Here is a 14,923-nt window from a genome sequence, read left to right as displayed (position 1 = left end):
CTCCGATTGCTTCCAGATTTTCACCGTCCTGTTCATGACAACAACTGCTGTTTTGCCAGATTGCATACATACATGGTGTACATGTAAAATATTGTATGTTCCGGTGCAGGTGTACCGTTTTTTCAGTTGCCAATTTCTTTACAATAAATCATTAATTTTTTCCCAAATGATTGCAGCGGCCTCTTTTCCTCCGTCCATGCCGCTGATTTTTTTCATTAACGCTTGATTTCAATAAGCTGTTCTTTGCTGCCTGAACTTCCCAGAGTGCAAAATATTTTAACCTTTTTTGTATCATGGCTGAATATTTCTTCAAAATGACATAGTGTCATCTTGACACTTTCCTTTTTCCGTGATAAATTATTCCTAAAATGACACTATGTCACTTTAGGAATAATTTATCACAAGAGGAGCTAATATGCCAAAAGTTCACAAGGAGTATGCTGCAAATAAAAGAAATTTTATCATCAAATGTGCAAATGAAGCGTTCATGGAAAAACCGCTCTATCAGATCACCATGAGGGATATTATTGTAAAGACCGGCTTCAGCCAGGGCACCATTTACCGATATTATTCAAATGTCGATGAAATTTTTTTGGATTCGGTCAACCGGAGCACACCGCCAGATGTGCTGGAAAGCGCCATAGGACATTTGTTCAGCCTCGATAAAAAAGAAGCTGATATTGTTTTTGAAAGCATTAATGCTATGGGTTATTACATAAAGAAGCTGCAAAATACCGTAGGAGGAAAAATACTCTTTGGAATACTTGTACTGTATGCCTTCGACCAACAAAAAAAAGAGTCGGTATTGCAAAGGCTGATTTTCAGGCAAAGTCTTGACAATGCCCAAAGCCTCATTATCGGGTATATACGGCAAAACATTGAGAAAGGGGTGTTTAAGCCAATCATACCTCTGGAAGAAATCATCCGCTTCACGCAGGCAGCTGTTGACGGGATATCCACCGATACGGCCATACAGTCCATTGCAGGCCGAAGTGAGACATACATTTCCGAAATGTTTGCAACACTTGCAAAAGCCATCCTATATTTTTTGGGTACAGCGGAGGAATAACCTATGTATAAAAATAAAGAACAAAACGGTATCCTGCAATATCTTATGCTCACCTTTTTAATTGCATGGGGTACGGAAGCTGTCATCATAGCCGGAGAAAGGCTGGGAATACTAAAGGGTGCGGCAGGTACGGCCCTGATCTTTTTGCTCATAGGTTTCGGTGCGGGTTTTGCACCGGCCTATGCGGTTTGTATTCTCTTAAAAAAGCAGGGGAAGGTAAAAGGCTTTAAGGATATTTTCAGGCTCATCCTGCATACCCCAAATATCAAACAAGCAATATGGATAACAGCAATCTTCCTTGCAAGCCAGCTTTTGGTCAATGCTGCCAGTGAGGAGTACACAGGCAATCCCTGGTATCTTTTTATTCTTCTCCTCCCTGTCATGGTCATAGGCGGCGGAGTCGAAGAGCTTGGCTGGCGCGGTTTCCTGCAGCCGCAGCTGGAAAAAAGGTTTCCCTTTACCCTATCGGCATTAATAACAGGCGTCATTTGGGGCTGTTGGCATTTGCCCCTCTGGTTTGTCCAAAGCTCCAACCAATCCGTCATGAATTTTCCGTCATTTTTATTATATTGCATCACATTCGGCTTCGTCCTGGGTCTGCTTTACCGGCTGACAAAATCCATATTTGCCTGTGTATTGCTGCACGCCTGGGGAAATTTGCTGCAGGGCATGTTCACACGCAGTGCACTTACCCAGCCTGTCAGCATAAAAATGGCCGCCCTTTGGGGATCGGAAATTCTCATGGCAATCATAGTTTCCATGCTCATAACACGTTTAAAAAGGGAGAGGACAATTATTAATACACATAAATAAGAATTGTTCACATTAACCGGCCATTTACAAATAATTAAATAACCAAATGGTTAAATCATAAAATTAAATTTACCTGATTGCGGCCATTGGTCTTGGATATATACAATGCTTCATCGGCGCGCTTCAGTACATCGCTGTAATCAGTGTCGGTTTCTTTAAAAAAGGTGAAACCTATGGATAGAGCAGGATTAATTTCATTATTTTCAGCTGAAATTTTTAGTGAAGATACCACAGATAATATTTTCCTACCGTACTCAAGCGCATTTTCCTGCTGCAGCCCGTAAAGAATTATCACAAATTCGTCTCCGCCCCACCGGATAAGCTTGTCAGAGCTTCTAATAACCCGGTAAATTGCCTTTACGATTTCTATTAAAACCAAATCTCCCGAGGCATGCCCATGCTTATCGTTTATATGCTTAAAATTATCGATATCTAACATCATTATGCCGGGATTGGAACCGTTCCTCTTATACTCCCTGAATGCGCGGATCAAGTCACTTGTTCCGCTCTTACGGCTGGCTGACTTTGTAAGAGAGTCCTGGTTAATTTCAGATTCCAGTATTTTTCTGGAATGCCGGTGATACAACTTTTCAATCAATACAATCAAGGAATAGCTCAGAAACAGTATTATGACGAATAAAAAAACCAGTACAAGCGTAAGTCTTGATGCAAGCGCCCTGCTTTTTTCATTGGTCTGGTCTACATATGACTGGAGATCATTCAAATATATCCCCATGGCAATAACCCAGTTATATTCCCTGTACAGCTTGGCATACGCTAATTTTTTGGAAACAGCATCACTGTCAGGTTCCTTGAAGTAGTAGGAAAAAAACAGCTCCCCGTCTTTATTAACCCCTTGAAGTTCGGTTAAATAAGGGAAATTGCCTTTTCCGTCGGTCATATCGGTGGATAGATACATACCTTCCGTTTCGGGCAGATTCGGGTGGACCCTTCTGATGGCATAATTTTTGCCGCCATTATAATTTATGATCTCATTAATCCAGATATAAGAATTATCATCAAATTTTAAATTTCTGATTGTGTCGGATATTTCAGACTTGACAAGCTCATCGATATAGTTCTTGCTTATGCCGAAAACAACCGTTTCATCCCCCCGGGTAACAACCCCATATGAAGATAAACCGGATATAACATTATTAAACGTAACCTTTTCCGGAGCATCAACCAGATTTTTTGAAATGTAAATCACTTTATTTTCTTTGTTGTTCCAAAGCAGTACTGTCCAAAATTCGTAATCTGAATTATCACTGAAGAAGCTGATAACAAAGTCCTTAAAATTCATATCGGTATGTGTTGTTTTTACATTGATAATAGCCGACGTATCCCTTACCAGTTTTTCGGTATACCTGGTCTTGGCTCTTCTTTCAGCGTCAATTTCGAAAATCAGGTTATTTACAGTATCTTTCAGGAAATCCTTCCTCAGGTCCAGAATAGTTTCCCGGGTCTTGTCTATATAAACATCGCTGACTTTATTGATTGAAAATAAATAAAAGTAAACCACAACAAAACAGGTAATTCCAGCGATTATCAGTGAGATAACTGTATATTTGAGCTTTATAATATGTGCCTCCTTAATCGTATATTTCCTTGAGATTATGGGGGAAGAAGTCAACCAATGAGGCTGAAGATCAACCTCTTGGTTCTGCTATTATAACATATTTCGACAATATTAGCCAGATTCGCAGCCTTAAAGTCAACATACCGGAGTTAGCCACATATGACAGATATTATTAATTTTCATACCCGTTAACAAAATTCTGTGATATATTTTATAATTAGTTTTAAAATATAATTATAAAGTAAAAATGAAGTCAAAAAACAGACAGGAGAATACTATGCCATTCACCACCTTACTATACCACGAAATCCGGGAGAGCCGGATGCACCGTCCGGAACAGGCCTCGCCAATTGAGGTGAAGCAGGATTACAGGGACAATTTGCCCTCTCCGCTCTTCATCAACCTGGAGAATTTCCTCGCCCAGATGGAGTATTTGCATGAAAACGGCTTTCATACTTTAACACTCTCTGAAATAAAAGATTATTATTACAGGGGAGCCGGACTGCCGGAAAAATCCGTATTGCTTACCTTTGACGACTGCTACCAGTCAATGGGACTTTACGCATATCCCACATTAAAAAAGTATGGGTTTCATGCCGTTGCCTTTGTGGTTACCGGCTGGCTCAATACACAAAGAAAACCTTTCGATCCGGAGAAATCCATTTGTCTTACCGTAAAAGAACTGGAGGAAATGTCCGATATTTTTGAATATGCAAACCATACCGACCAATTTCACACCAGAACCGGAACCACAGTCAGCAGGATGCTGGAAGCAGATCAGGAGAAAACCTCCGAAGACCTGGACCGCTGCAATGCCAGTCCTCTCGTGGGTGCAAAGGATGTTTTTGCATATCCCTTCGGCCTGTATTCCGATCTGAATGTGGCCCTGCTGAAAAATAAAGGGTTCAAGCTTGCTTTTACCACTGAGGGCGGCAGTAATACCAAGGATACCCCTCCGCTGCTTCTCAAGCGGAATGTCATCCCCTATTCCATGGATATGGAAACCTTCAGAGGCATCACAGGGTGACGGAAGCCCCCCGGCCGCATCAAAGTTGAAGCTGCGGATATAACATTAAACATTAATCATTAATATAAATAAAAGAGAGGAACATAAAATATGAAAAAATCAGTCATAATATTCGCATTATTAATAGGAATTCTATTCATGCCCTCATGCTCGAAAGCCGGCAATAATGCCGGAAATCCATCCGAACCCTCGGTCACCGGCAGTCAAGCACCAAGCGGGCAGGAATTGAAAGTAGGCATCCTGCCTGCCGAGTCGGCCATTCCCATCATTCTTGCAAAGGAAAAGGGCTTCTTTGACCAGACCGGACTAAAGGTATCCATCAAGTCCTTTTCTTCTCCAAATGACCGTAATGTAGCGGTTCAAGCCAAAGAGCTGGATGGGGCCATAGGCGATGTCATGACCGGCGCAGCCTTTGTAGATAAGGGTATTGCCATGAAAATCACATCGGATATCAGTGAAGACTTTAAAATATTATCCTCCCCCGGTTCCAAAATTGAGAAAATGGAAGAGTTAAAGGGCAAACGGATTTCTCTTGTACGGAACTTTCTCCTGGAATATATCATGGACCAGTTTGCGGAAAAAGACGGATTTGATTATCAGATCGTTGAAATACCTTCCTTTGCGGGAAGAGCCGAAGCTCTCATGTCCGATCAGATTGACGGAGTCGTTTATACCGAACCGCAGGCAGGCATGCTTGTAAAACAGGGTGCGCATCTGCTGGGAAGTTCAAAAAAAGCAGGAATCAAAGGCGGTACCCTGCTGTTCACAGATGCCGTGATTTCCGACCGTCCCGGGGACATAAAAAGATTCTATCAGGCTTACAACAAGGCCATTGATTACATGAACGACACCGATGTGAAGGAATACAGCGCCATCCTGAAAAATTACCAGTTTCCCGAAGCAATCGGAGATTACCTCTCTAACCTGTCCGGGAAGTTCACGCATGCAGGAACCATCAGTGAAGACCAGTTTGATAATATCATTAAATGGACTAAAGACAAGGGATTGACAGGCAAGCTCTATACCTATGGTGAATTAACCGACTTCTCGTTTATAAAATAGTATTAACTTAACGTGTTGTACTAATTGGTTAACCAATATTACCAGTAAAAATTCTATTGATTATATCGGTACTTCCGTGCTAACTTCAATCAATGGCTGCACACAAAGCGCTTACTTGAAATAGTACGGTTCACAACAAGTATTTTCTTGCCGTCGCAGCGACTCGACCATCCGGGTCTCGCGTGCTGCTCAAAGTGACCTCCTGTCACTTTGTCGGCTAAAATACTTGTTGTTTACCTACAAATTTCAGCAAGCACTTTTTACCGTGCCATCCATTGCTTGAAGTTGCACTCGCGTGCCGGTATAATCAGCATAACTTCCTAACCACAAAGTTGAGAGTTACTTCAATCAGTACAGCACGTTATTTCATACGCTTCAGCCAGGGAACACAGGCTGCTTCCAGCCGGTCCAGCAGCTTAAAAAGCACTATTCCCACAAGGCCAAGGGCCAGAATGCCGCTGAACATCTGCACATAATCCATCTTTGTCCATGCGCTCAGGATGTAATAGCCGATCCCGTATACCGTTGCATAATTCTCGGCAAAAAATAGTGAAGCCAGCGATATTCCGATACTTATCCGCAATCCTCCGAATATATGAGGGAGGATTGCCGGCAGGATCAGATACCGGTACTTCCGGCCCGCCGGTGCACAGAAGCTCTCCATCACCTTGAAATACAACGGAGGAATGTGCTCCACTCCATCCCGAACCGACAGTATGATCTGGAATATGATAATAAAAATCACCAGAATTATCTTGGACGTATTTCCAAGGCCGAACAACAGCATGAAAACCGGCAGAAAGGCAACCTTGGGCACGGGATAGATGAAGTACAGCAAAGGCGAGAACAATCTCTTACAGGTTTTATTCACGCCGAGAACAATCCCTGCCGGAACCCCAAGAAGCATGGAAACAACCACAGCTGCGGCCACTCTTAGTATGCTGGCGGCACAGTGTCTGAGCAATTGGCCGGGTACTGTCAGAATATAGTCCACAGTTTCAACCGGAGAAGGGATGGTGCGGGTTTTCAAAAGCAGGTGAAGAAGCTCCCAAAGGATGAGAAAGCTTAAAAAACCTGCCAGCTGGCTCTGAGTTAATCTTTTTATGTCCTTCATGGTCACATCTCCATCTTTAGCAGCTTTCTGAGCCTGATGCACTGGTCATAGAAGCCCAGCTCTTCTCTCGCGTTCTTTACCGAATAATAGGGGTTGTCCAGCTGTGAGACAGTTCCGTCCACGTTCATGAGAAGAATGTGCTGTCCCAGCATAACGGCCTCTTCAATATCATGGGTGACAAACAGCAGTGTCGCCGTCCGTTTTTGCTGTTCTCTTATTATTATGCCCTGCAGCTCCTCCTTTGTCATTGCATCAAGTGCAGAGGTGGGTTCATCCATCAGGAGCAGATCCGGTTCTCCGATCAAAGTCCTTGCCAGAGCCACCCGCTGCCGCTCGCCTCCGCTCAGTTCCTGCGGATACTTGTCCTTATGGCCTTCCAGCCGCATCTCAACAAGCAGCTCCATTACGGCAGCCTCCAGCCTGTCTGTCCGTCCCTTTATTTTCAACGGCATTGAAACTGCATCCTCTACGGTCTGCCAGGGAAACAGCCCCAAATCCTGAAACAGGAAGGCAGTTTCACTCCTGGGAGCCCTGACCTCCGCCCCATTGACGGTCACTGTTCCCCCGTCAGGCTTTAAAAATCCTGCAATGAGGTTCAGAATGGTACTTTTCCCCGACCCCGACTTACCGATCAAAGCGTAAGAACTTCCAGCTTCCAGTGTCAGGTGAACATTGCTGAGTATCTCCCGATTTCCATAGGAGAAGAATACCCGATCCATTATAATAAAATCTTTCATATATTTTAATTCCTTATACCTACCCTCTATTGACAAAGTACATTGTCAATAGAGGGTAGGATATTTTTATAACACATTATAGCATTGTTTCCAGGGTTAAAAAACATTTATCTATACGGCCGGTATGCCACGTAACCCTGGGGCTCGTGAACAAAGCCGGCACTGCTGAGTGCTTCTGCGGCCTCCTCCGGATAATCCTTGATCACAATACGGTTTTGTGATGAAAATATCCTGCGCCTTGAATAATCCTGTACGAATACTCCAAGTGCTTCAGCGGCGCTATCCGGCTCAAATACCCGCAAGGTCCTGCCCTGGCGCTCCAGAACGGCCACCGGCATGCCTGCCCGCAATGCAACAGCCGTACCGGCAACATTCAGAAATGCCCTGTCCGGCATATGCTGCAGGCATTTGCCCCAGGGCTGGGCCGGGTCGATTGCATTCAGCCATACTGTCTGTCGGCGGGGCTGTTCCAGTGTCAGCATGGTCCCGGCATAATCCTTCTCCCGTATAAACTGGATTCCCGACAGTCCTTCGATAAAGTACCCGCGGCGCACCCGGCCGGTATATTCCCAGATGCGAAGTGTCTCAAGGGCGGTGCTCCAGGAAATCCCCCGTATTGTCTCACGGCAGAGTACAACCGCCCTGTCGAAGCTGCGGTCCAGCTGCTGTTCCGTTGTCAGAGGCTTTAGAGGTCGGGTAACCTCCCACCGCCCGGTTGTCAGCATCTTCATGCGGGCATTGACTTTATGGCGGGCCGTGCCCTTTTCCAGCTTATCCCTGTCCAGCCACTGCCGGACCGGAATAAAACTGTCGGAGGTCACAAGTCCTTTTGCTGCAAGCTCCAGCAGGGTATCATAGGGCGAACCTTCAACCAGCCCGGTAAGTCTTTGCATAAAGCTGGCCCCGCTTTTTAACAATGCATCATATATGATTTTTTCCCTTCCCTCCAGGGTTTCGGCCGTTCCAGACAGCTCGGCCTCCCAGTCGATGTCTCCGGTCTGGTGAAAACAGAGGCTGGCCTGGGGACTGAGCTGCCAGAATGTATTTCCCCCGGATAAAACAGTGTCCATAAACTCCGGACGGTAATTCCCCACGCGTGCCGGCAGCAGGATGTTCTCCCAGGCCTCGGCCGGATACGGCTGATCGCCCAGTGTTTTAAGCGCGGCCTCCAGTTGTTCAGCCGCCGGTGCCGAAATAAGCATGCGACTGGCAAGCAGCGCGGCATACCGTTCTGCCGGAAGGGTTCTTACCTGCTTGCGCCGGCTTTTGATAGTTTCATTCCTGGCACGGTCATAAAGCCCCGAATGATAGTACATTCCCTCCTGCTCCACCGCGTTTCCCTGTGAACAGAGCAGAGTGAGAATTTCAAGTGCAGCCTCCTCGGCCCACAGGTACCTCTCTGCCACCTGTTCGCTTGATTTTGCCCCTCTGTATCTCAGCAGTCTCTGGACCAGGCGCTTTCTGGCATCCGTGACTATTCCCTCCAGAGCATCCGAGTATTCTTCCTCCTGCTCGGCGGCAATCCATAAGCCCGGCTCGATATATTTCACACGTCCCGCGGCAGCAAGTGCTTCCAGCCATTCAACCGGTATTTCCAGCTCCCCGGCAGTCAGATCACCCTCTATCATCAGCAGGGAATGAAGCTGCTGCTCATCCTCCGGAAGCCTGGTACGTTCAGATACACGGGCCAGCTGCTCCGGCGCCGGCTTAATCTTCCCGGCCTCTTTTAAGGCCTCTGCCGCAGCCTGATGTATTTTCTGCGGTGTGGGCGAATAATCATACATCATTGCGGCTTCGGTCTGGCGTCTCAGCGGCAGGGACATGGGAGAAGGCGTATCGAGATACATCTCACGGACCTGGATATCACCGGAGCGTATTCCATTCAGAATGTATTCAACTCCCTGCAGGTCCCAGTAATCCTCCAGACATTCCCGCCTTGTTTCCCGGATCAGGGGATGCTTTTCCTGCTCAACCAGTGAAGAAAGCAGTTCCGCACTTCTCATACGCTGTACCCACAGCGGCTGGCGCCTGCTGCTCCTCACACCCATTAAAAGTGCCCGGGCAGTGTTATAGCGGAAATTCATGTTATACAAAGGTGTTGCAGGAAGTAATGCTGTGACTATCTGCATGGCGGCAGTTGGTGATACCTCCTGAAGCAGACCTTCTGGCAGGGGACTGCCGTTATAGGGAAACAGGAGGAATCCGTCATCGTCGGTCACACAGCTGATTGTGGTATCCATATGGCGGTTTGCCGCTTCCTTCACAAGAAGGGACAGGGGTTCATTCACCTGACGGCCGAATACCGAATGCACCATCATCTGATGGTTGCTGTTTTCATCCATAAAATGTTCAATCAATATGGTCCTGTCGTCTGGAAGGATGCCTGTGCTCTGCAGCTGCCGCTTCAGAAAATCCGCCGCACTTTTTGCGGCCGGCTCGTCCAGCCCCATTTTTTCAAGCTCTTTCAGCATGGAGCCTGCCTCATCTGCACCGGCAAGCCTTCGGAACAGTTCACCAAAGGCAATGCCTGTCCGCAGCCTCCGCCCTTTGATCTCACCGTGCCAAAAGGGCAGTCTGGCACCTGCCGTATTGGTCTGGGTTACGATTACAGAGTCCTTTGATATGTTTACGATCCTCCAGGCAAAGGTGCCCAGGAGAAATCTGTCGCCGATTCTGGTTTCAAAGACAAATTCTTCATCCAGCTCACCCAGCTTGACACCGCTTTCGGTCCTGCATGTATATAAACCTTTGTCGGGAATGGTTCCTCCGGCACTGACCGCCAGCATGCGGCTGTAGGCATCCCCCGTTACGTGATTATGGAGCCTGTCATAAATGATTCTGGGGCGCACGGGAATATCCCTCTCATGCTCGTAATCCCCCGCAAGCATACACAGAATTTCCCGGACATCCTCCACCTTCACATCACGGAAGGGAAAAGCCCGGGAAAGCAGCTCCATGACCTCCTCAACCCCATAGCCTCCGCCGCAGGCCATGGACACAAGGTGCTGGGCCAGGATGTCAAAGCAGAGCCTGGGGGGCTTTGAGTATTCGATACCGCCATTTCGCGCCACCTCTGCGGTAAGTCCGCAATACAGCCCTTCCACCGCTTCCCTGGGGAACATGTGCATGATGCTTATGCGGTTTGGATTATGCCCGGCGCGGCCCAGCCTCTGCATGGTACTGGAGATGGAACGGGGACAGCCGATCTGGAATACCTGATCTATATCGCCCACATCTATTCCAAGCTCCATGGAGGAGGTGGCACACAGGAGCCTCAGTTCCCCGCTGCGAAGTGAGTTTTCAACCTCAAAGCGCTGTTCCTTGGATAAACTGCCATGATGCGTCCGGGCAAAACCCTCTCCTCCCAGCTGGTTTATAAAATAGGCCAGCTTTTCAGCATAAGCGCGCCCTTCTACAAAGGCAATGGCGCTGCCCGTACCGCTGCAATAGGAATATACCGTTTTTGCAAGCTCCTGCCAAACCGGGTCTTTCATCACAGTTCTTTTGTCCGACAGGGGACTTGTCACTGCAATCCGGATCTCCTTCTGCATTTTGGGTGCAATAACTGCAACCGGGTCGGGAGACAAATACCGGGCAGCAATATCCAGAGGTTCAATGGTGGCAGACAGACCAATCCTTTGAAGCGGCCGCCGGCACAGCCTGTCCAGTCTTGCAGCCGACAACATCAGATGGGCGCCCCGTTTGGAATCAATGAGGGCATGCAGTTCATCTATTATAATTGCTTTAGCCGTTTCAAGAATTTTCTGTCCGGATTTACTTGTCAGCATCAGATATAAGGATTCGGGAGTGGTAATCAGAATATGCGGAGGAGTCTTGCTCATCCGGCTCCTTTCCTTTTGCGAGGTGTCACCGGTCCGTATGCCGACACTAATTCCTGTGTCCTTTGACGGGATACCTGCTTTTAACTGTTCCTCAAGAATTCCGTCCAGAGGGCGCTTGAGATTCTCACGTATATCACCGGCAAGTGATTTAAGCGGCGATATATAGATCAGCTGCAGTTCCTGTTTTAAATTACCGCTCCGGGCCTGTTCCAGCAGTCTGTCGATAAATACCAGAAATGCGGTAAGTGTCTTACCGGTACCTGTCGGTGCCGATACCAGCGTGTGCCTGCCCGAGGCAATTGCCGGCCAGGCCTGCTGCTGAACGGCAGTGGGTGAACCGAGGGTATTTATGAACCATTTCTCTGTCAACTTGTCAAATAAATCCGGCAATTTTTCCGCCATAGGTATCTCCTTCGCTGTAGAGGAATAAATAAATTTCATTGTTTATATTCTCCATTTTAAAGTACAACTCCTCTCGTAATATTTTATACAATATTATTGACATATTATCATTAAAGTTCTTGACAACCTAACAGGTGTTAGGTATAATTTCCCTAACACCTGTTAGGCGGAGTGCGATAAAGGATACTTACCTGCATAACATTTTGTGGCCGCTAAGCGGCTCAAAGCCATAAAATGGCTCATGGAGGTTAATGTGATAAAAGATAAAAATGATACAAAAAACCGGATACTGCAGGTTTCACTGGACCTATTCTCCCTCAGAGGCTACAGTTCGGTATCCATACGCGATATATGCGGCAAGGTCGGTATAAAGGAAAGCTCGGTATACCACCATTTCAAAAGCAAGCAGGATATTTTTGACGTTCTCTGCAACTCCTTTACCGAAACCCTCTATGCATTACCCCAGGCCTTTTCTGTAGAGATGCAGAAAGTGACCTCGGTAAAGAACGAGGAGTTCATATTCGTATGTCAGAGCTTTGTTAACGACTATCTCATGAACGAAAAAATAAACAAGTTCATCCGGATGCTGATCATTGAGCAAAGCACCAATGTGCAGGCGGCTGAACTGTATCACCGGGTTTTGTTCGACGATGCTCTTGCAGGACAGAAGGTCATATACCAATGGCTGGTGGGCATCGGCTTCCTGAAAAATTCAGATGTAGATATGATGGTTATGGAATACTATTCACATGTTATTTATCTGTTTCACCGCTATCTGGCTGCAGGTGAAATAACCGCCGGGATCAGGGCAGAAGTTAACCGGAGCCTGTTAAGGCATATTCAGAATTTTCTGGCAAAATATAAAAAAGTTGATTAGTCAGGGGGTATCCAAAAATGTCATATGTCATACAGACAAAGGGACTGGGCAAGTTATTCAAAAAATCCGCCGCAGTGGACAGGGTGGACCTAAATGTTGAAAAAGGTGATATTTACGGTTTTATCGGTCAAAACGGTGCCGGAAAGACCACCACCATACGCATGCTGCTGAATCTGACAAGGCCCTCCTTCGGGACTGTGGAACTGTTCGGAGAAAAGGTAACAGACAGCAGCATATACCGGCATCTGAAGAAAATTGGCACAATCATTGAAACACCGGGGTTTTATCTGAACCTTACCGGAGAGGAAAATCTGGATATCCACCGGATCATGATGGATATTCCGGACAAATCCAGCGTTGACAGGGCTATGAAATTGGTGGGACTGTCGGAGCAGAAAGGTAAAAAAACCCGTCAATACTCCCTTGGAATGAAACAGCGCCTTGGCCTTGCAAGAGCCCTCCTGCACGATCCGGAACTGCTGATACTGGACGAACCCACAAACGGGCTGGACCCCCAGGGAATCGTGGAAATCCGGGATATGCTTATAAATATTTCAAAGCAGGGCAAAACCATCCTCATATCCTCCCACATCCTGGCAGAAGTAGAGAAAATGATCAGCCGGGTGGGTATCCTACACAACGGGAAACTGCTTGAAGAGAGCAGCCGGGAAGTTTTCCTCAAAAAATGCGGCCATTCCATCCAGTATAGGGTCAGCGACCCTGTAAAGGCAGCCGGCCTGATAAAAGAACTGGTGAACCAGCCGGGTATTACCGTCGACGGGGATCTCGTCATATTGAAAATTACAGAAAATGATAATAGCGGAAAAATTACAAAACTGTTGGTTGAAAACGATATTGATGTAAAGGAAAGCAAGCTTGTTCAGGCTTCTCTCGAGGATTACTTCATCAAACTTACAGGAGGGGGCATTCATGTATAAATTATTAAATCTGGAATTCAGAAAACTGAAGGGGACGTTCCTGCTCCTGCTGGTTCCCGTTACTTTTCTGATACCTCTCATTCTTGTCCTCATCCAGCATGCTTCGGGCCCAAAGGCTTCCTTACCGGATATCATAACAAAAAGCAGTGTTTTTATTCAGATGATATCCTTTGCATGTGTTGTGATTTCGGGATGCTACATAATCACAAGGGAATATAAAAGCAACATGCTGCCTTACCTGGCTGTTACGCCAAATTCCATGGTCCGGGTCCTGTTCTGCAAGTTCATCCTGCTGTTTATGGAGACCTTTGTACTTCAGCTGGCCATTTTCGGAGCTTTGTTCTGCGTCAATACGGTCCTTGACGGTTTTGACGGAGATATTGCCGTCCGCTTCCTCGTATCGGGCGTTTTAAGTGCATTGTTCCTGGGCTGCCTGATACCGGCCATTAGCTTTATAGCTTTATGGAGGCAGAGCTTTGCCGGCTCATCAATTATTTTCCTTGTCCTGTTCATGCTCACATTTCCATTTACTTTCATGAGCTATGGTTATATTTTTCCCCATCTGGTACCCATTATCCTTGTATCCAAATATCTGGGCTATGAACGTTACACCCAAATGGGCTACGGGCCCGGAATCCTGATCCTTGCCGGCACTTTTGCAGCTTTTTCATACCTGTCGGTACGCTGTATGAAGAAAAAGGAGTGATGGATAATGCTGAGATTAATGGAAGCCGAGATAAAAAAACTGCATGCCTCAAAAATGTGGTGGCTGCTTGCGGCCGGAGCAGTATTGCCGGCGCTGATCACCAGCCTTTCCTTCCTGGAGGACAGGAATATTTCATGGCTGATTTTCATGCATGTGGCACTGCTGATATTCAATGTTCAATCCCTTCTGATCTTTTCCTCCTTTGCAGCCTTCCTCCGGGCCAGGGAATATGAAGAAAACATGCTGGAGGTAATCCTATGTTATCCGTACCCGAAACGTAACTTTCTATTTTCCAAACTGGTTGTTATGCTTTTAGCCATTGGAATAACGGTTATTTTATTCGGCATGTGCACCCTGCTTTCAGGTTCAATACTTCTCAAGGCATCCCTGCCGCCGTCATTATTCCGGCATTTTATAAAAATCCTGCTGCTTGTGAGCCTGATGCATTTTCTATTGAGTCCGGCAGCCTTTTTTCTTGCAGGGCTCACCCATATGGCCGTATCCGGAGTTATTTACGGAATAGCCGGCATGTGCCTGTGTATGATGCTGTACAGTACTGATTTTATACAATTCATTCCCATGTGCATCCCTTTCGTTCTGACAGATCATATCCTGGGCATGGATGTAATGAAAATCCTGCCGGATTACGGTATTCACTGGAGTATCCTGGCGGTCTGGCCCGCCCTTTTCCTCTTTGCGGATGCAAAAAAGCAGGAGAATATCTACAGCAGAAACCAGTAGCCTGCACCCTCTAAAA

General features: G+C 46.5%; 12 protein-coding genes. 8 read left to right on the top strand and 4 right to left on the bottom strand.

The genetic code is table 11. The features are described 5' to 3' along the window. Nucleotides 1–415: 415 nt before the first annotated feature. Entirely contained in the window at nucleotides 416–1,069 is a 654-nt protein-coding gene (locus T344_RS0122255) for a TetR/AcrR family transcriptional regulator (RefSeq protein ID WP_027630532.1), read from the top strand. Between the two features lie 3 nt (nucleotides 1,070–1,072). Continuing rightward, nucleotides 1,073–1,882, top strand: a complete 810-nt coding sequence (locus tag T344_RS0122250; protein ID WP_027630531.1) for a CPBP family intramembrane glutamic endopeptidase — start codon at nucleotides 1,073–1,075, stop codon at nucleotides 1,880–1,882. A gap of 55 nt (nucleotides 1,883–1,937) precedes the next feature. On the opposite strand, the gene T344_RS0122245 is transcribed toward T344_RS0122250, so the two are convergent. Further along, nucleotides 1,938–3,404 (bottom strand): diguanylate cyclase domain-containing protein, encoded by a 1,467-nt coding sequence (locus T344_RS0122245; RefSeq protein ID WP_242842127.1) that lies wholly within the window; start codon nucleotides 3,402–3,404, stop codon nucleotides 1,938–1,940. A gap of 334 nt (nucleotides 3,405–3,738) precedes the next feature. Between T344_RS0122245 and T344_RS0122240 the strand changes: the two genes are divergently transcribed. Together T344_RS0122240 and T344_RS0122235 are read left to right on the top strand one after the other, a co-directional pair. Beyond that, a complete protein-coding gene (locus T344_RS0122240; RefSeq protein ID WP_027630529.1) occupies nucleotides 3,739–4,488 on the top strand; it encodes a polysaccharide deacetylase family protein in 750 nt (249 codons plus the stop codon). 90 nt (nucleotides 4,489–4,578) lie between these two features. Then, nucleotides 4,579–5,550, top strand: a complete 972-nt coding sequence (locus tag T344_RS0122235) for an ABC transporter substrate-binding protein (protein ID WP_027630528.1) — start codon at nucleotides 4,579–4,581, stop codon at nucleotides 5,548–5,550. A 361-nt stretch (nucleotides 5,551–5,911) separates the two neighbouring features. Here the strand turns inward: T344_RS0122235 and T344_RS0122230 are convergent, their stop codons facing one another. The 3 genes from T344_RS0122230 to T344_RS0122220 all read right to left on the bottom strand — a co-directional run bounded on the left by T344_RS0122230 (nucleotide 5,912) and on the right by T344_RS0122220 (nucleotide 11,645). Beyond that, nucleotides 5,912–6,664 carry an ABC transporter permease gene (locus tag T344_RS0122230; RefSeq protein ID WP_027630527.1) on the bottom strand — a complete coding sequence of 251 codons (753 nt, stop codon included), beginning with the start codon at nucleotides 6,662–6,664 and terminating at the stop codon, nucleotides 5,912–5,914. Nucleotides 6,665–6,666: 2 nt separating this feature from the next. Beyond that, on the bottom strand, nucleotides 6,667–7,401 hold the full coding sequence (locus T344_RS0122225) for an ABC transporter ATP-binding protein (protein WP_027630526.1): 735 nt from the start codon (nucleotides 7,399–7,401) through the stop codon (nucleotides 6,667–6,669). Nucleotides 7,402–7,508: 107 nt separating this feature from the next. Next, nucleotides 7,509–11,645, bottom strand: coding sequence for a DEAD/DEAH box helicase (locus T344_RS0122220; protein WP_027630525.1), 4,137 nt, complete (start codon nucleotides 11,643–11,645; stop codon nucleotides 7,509–7,511). A 253-nt stretch (nucleotides 11,646–11,898) separates the two neighbouring features. On the opposite strand from T344_RS0122220, the gene T344_RS0122210 reads away from it, so the two are divergent. From T344_RS0122210 to T344_RS0122195, 4 genes are read left to right on the top strand one after another with little or no spacing between them, the layout of a single operon-like run. Beyond that, entirely contained in the window at nucleotides 11,899–12,522 is a 624-nt protein-coding gene (locus tag T344_RS0122210) for a TetR/AcrR family transcriptional regulator (protein ID WP_027630524.1), read from the top strand. Nucleotides 12,523–12,539: 17 nt separating this feature from the next. Further along, nucleotides 12,540–13,460: an ABC transporter ATP-binding protein gene (locus T344_RS0122205; RefSeq protein ID WP_027630523.1), complete on the top strand. Its 921-nt coding sequence runs from the start codon at nucleotides 12,540–12,542 to the stop codon at nucleotides 13,458–13,460. Beyond that, a complete protein-coding gene (locus tag T344_RS0122200) occupies nucleotides 13,453–14,166 on the top strand; it encodes an ABC transporter permease (protein ID WP_027630522.1) in 714 nt (237 codons plus the stop codon). Before T344_RS0122205 ends, T344_RS0122200 begins: the two co-directional genes overlap by 8 nt. 6 nt (nucleotides 14,167–14,172) lie before the next feature. After that, complete coding sequence (locus T344_RS0122195; RefSeq protein ID WP_027630521.1) at nucleotides 14,173–14,907, top strand: ABC transporter permease; 735 nt, start codon at nucleotides 14,173–14,175, stop codon at nucleotides 14,905–14,907. Nucleotides 14,908–14,923 lie beyond the last annotated feature (16 nt).

It is taken from the genome of Ruminiclostridium cellobioparum DSM 1351 = ATCC 15832, assembly GCF_000621505.1.
GTDB lineage: Bacteria > Bacillota > Clostridia > Acetivibrionales > DSM-1351 > Ruminiclostridium > Ruminiclostridium cellobioparum.
Note: the sequence above shows the minus strand (reverse complement) of the source record. Positions and strands in the feature narration are given on the sequence as shown.

Excerpts from the sequence above, each read along its gene's own strand:
- T344_RS0122250 (WP_027630531.1), top strand. The coding sequence starts at position 1,073 with ATGTATAAAAATAAAGAACAAAACGGTATCCTGCAATATCTTATGCTC.
- T344_RS0122205 (WP_027630523.1), top strand. The coding sequence starts at position 12,540 with ATGTCATATGTCATACAGACAAAGGGACTGGGCAAGTTATTCAAAAAA.
- T344_RS0122235 (WP_027630528.1), top strand. The coding sequence starts at position 4,579 with ATGAAAAAATCAGTCATAATATTCGCATTATTAATAGGAATTCTATTC.
- T344_RS0122240 (WP_027630529.1), top strand. The coding sequence starts at position 3,739 with ATGCCATTCACCACCTTACTATACCACGAAATCCGGGAGAGCCGGATG.
- T344_RS0122230 (WP_027630527.1), bottom strand. The coding sequence starts at position 6,664 with ATGAAGGACATAAAAAGATTAACTCAGAGCCAGCTGGCAGGTTTTTTA.
- T344_RS0122195 (WP_027630521.1), top strand. The coding sequence starts at position 14,173 with ATGCTGAGATTAATGGAAGCCGAGATAAAAAAACTGCATGCCTCAAAA.
- T344_RS0122200 (WP_027630522.1), top strand. The coding sequence starts at position 13,453 with ATGTATAAATTATTAAATCTGGAATTCAGAAAACTGAAGGGGACGTTC.
- T344_RS0122225 (WP_027630526.1), bottom strand. The coding sequence starts at position 7,401 with ATGAAAGATTTTATTATAATGGATCGGGTATTCTTCTCCTATGGAAAT.
- T344_RS0122220 (WP_027630525.1), bottom strand. The coding sequence starts at position 11,645 with ATGGCGGAAAAATTGCCGGATTTATTTGACAAGTTGACAGAGAAATGG.
- T344_RS0122255 (WP_027630532.1), top strand. The coding sequence starts at position 416 with ATGCCAAAAGTTCACAAGGAGTATGCTGCAAATAAAAGAAATTTTATC.